This window comes from Kocuria oxytropis (genome assembly GCF_040981195.1).
GTDB lineage: Bacteria > Actinomycetota > Actinomycetes > Actinomycetales > Micrococcaceae > Kocuria > Kocuria oxytropis.
In genome coordinates this window covers 1-1,542 of the sequence record NZ_JAVFXA010000048.1, presented here as the reverse complement: position 1 = coordinate 1,542, position 1,542 = coordinate 1, and the positions used below count along the sequence as shown (strand labels likewise).

General features: G+C 70.6%; 1 protein-coding gene. It reads right to left on the bottom strand.

What is annotated here, in order from left to right; all coding sequences use genetic code 11:
- Window positions 1–305: 305 nt before the first annotated feature.
- Window positions 306–1,412, bottom strand: a complete 1,107-nt coding sequence (locus QYM41_RS17490) for an IS110 family RNA-guided transposase (protein ID WP_438612614.1) — start codon at window positions 1,410–1,412, stop codon at window positions 306–308.
- Window positions 1,413–1,542 lie beyond the last annotated feature (130 nt).

Here is a 1,542-nt window from a genome sequence, read left to right as displayed (position 1 = left end):
ACAACTGATATGTAGGGGATTCCTGTCAAGAGGGCAGGGCGAGGCGCCGTCCGGATGGCTTCCGGACGGCGCCTCTTGTTGGCCCAGCCGGTGCTGACCGGGGAGCGTGTCGATGGCGACGCGCGGTCAGACTGATATGCGCGGGTTGGCTACCGCAGGACGGTGTTCGGCTGGAGCGGACCGCTTGTCTAGGATCGAGCGTCACACCACGGCAACGAGGTCGCGGTGCTGCTCATAGTTGTTCCGCGGATCGCTCCACGCGCTGCCTCCCGGGACCACCGGTGGGCCGGCTCGTGGGGTGGGGCCTATCCGGCGGCGACCTCGTCCCTCACCTCGTCCATGACGGCCAAGGACCAGCACCACCCGGCCAGTTCTCGGGCGATGGCCACGGTGGCGACGGTGGGTCGCTTCTTGCGCTCGAGCATCCGCACCCAGCGTTCGTGCAACCGGCGGTTTCCGGCGTCCCCGCGGGCCCGGGCCGCCGCGGGTGCTTGGTCCCAGCGGGCGCGCATGGTGGCCCCGATCCGGTAGGCGGGCCGGTGGTGCCAGGCGGCCTCGACCAGCAGCCGGCGGGCGTGGGTGTTGCCGGTCTTGGTGATCGGCCCCTGTGCTCTGCTGGCACCGGAGGAGTGCTCGGAGGGCACCAGCCCGAGGAAGGCGCCGATGGTGTTGCCGGTGAACCGGTGCCAGTCGCCGATCTCGACGGCCAGTCCGAACCCGGTGAGGGTCGATATCCCGCGCAGGCAGCAGACCCGGCGCACCACGGCGGTGAACTCGGAGTCAGCGGCCATCGCCGTGATCGCCGCATCCAAACGATCCCGGCGGGCCAGGGTGGCCAGCACGGTCTCGTGCTCGGCGTCGAAGGCGATCCGGGTCGCCGGGTTGGGAAGGTGTTGGCGGGCCAGCCAGGCGTGATGGGCACCGGTCCAGGCCGCCCCGTCGGTGTAGACGATCCCGTGGCGCAGCAGCAGCTTCGAGACCCGGTGCCTGGCTCGCATCAGATCCCCGCGGCAGTCCTCCCTGGCCCGCACCAGATCCCGGGCGGCTTCTTGCTCCACGCCGGGAACCGTCACCGCGGTGATCTCGTCCAGGCGCAGCAGCCGGGCCAGGTGCACCGCATCGCGGGCATCGGTCTTGATCCGGTCCCCGGAGGGGCGTTGCAGCTTCGACGGGGCCGCGACCACGCACCGGATGCCGTCGGCTTCCAGGGCCCGGGACAGGCCGAAGCCGGTCGGGCCGGCCTCGTAGGTCACCGCCACCGGGCCGGGCAGGTCCTGGATCCAGGACCGGATGTGGCCGTGGTCGGGGGTCAGTCTGGTCTGGACGAGTTCGCCGGTGACGCCGTCGATCGCCGCGGCTGCGACCGATCGGGCGTGCACATCCAGGCCTACGCTCGTACGCTCTGTAAACACCGGGGCCTCCCACTGCTGTCGGATAGGCCGGGCAAGGGAGTACTTGTCCGGTAACCCACGAAGATCAGTGAGTGAGGCCCCGGCCCGCAACCCCCCAGCGCACCCGGGCGGTCACTACATACCGTCTAGT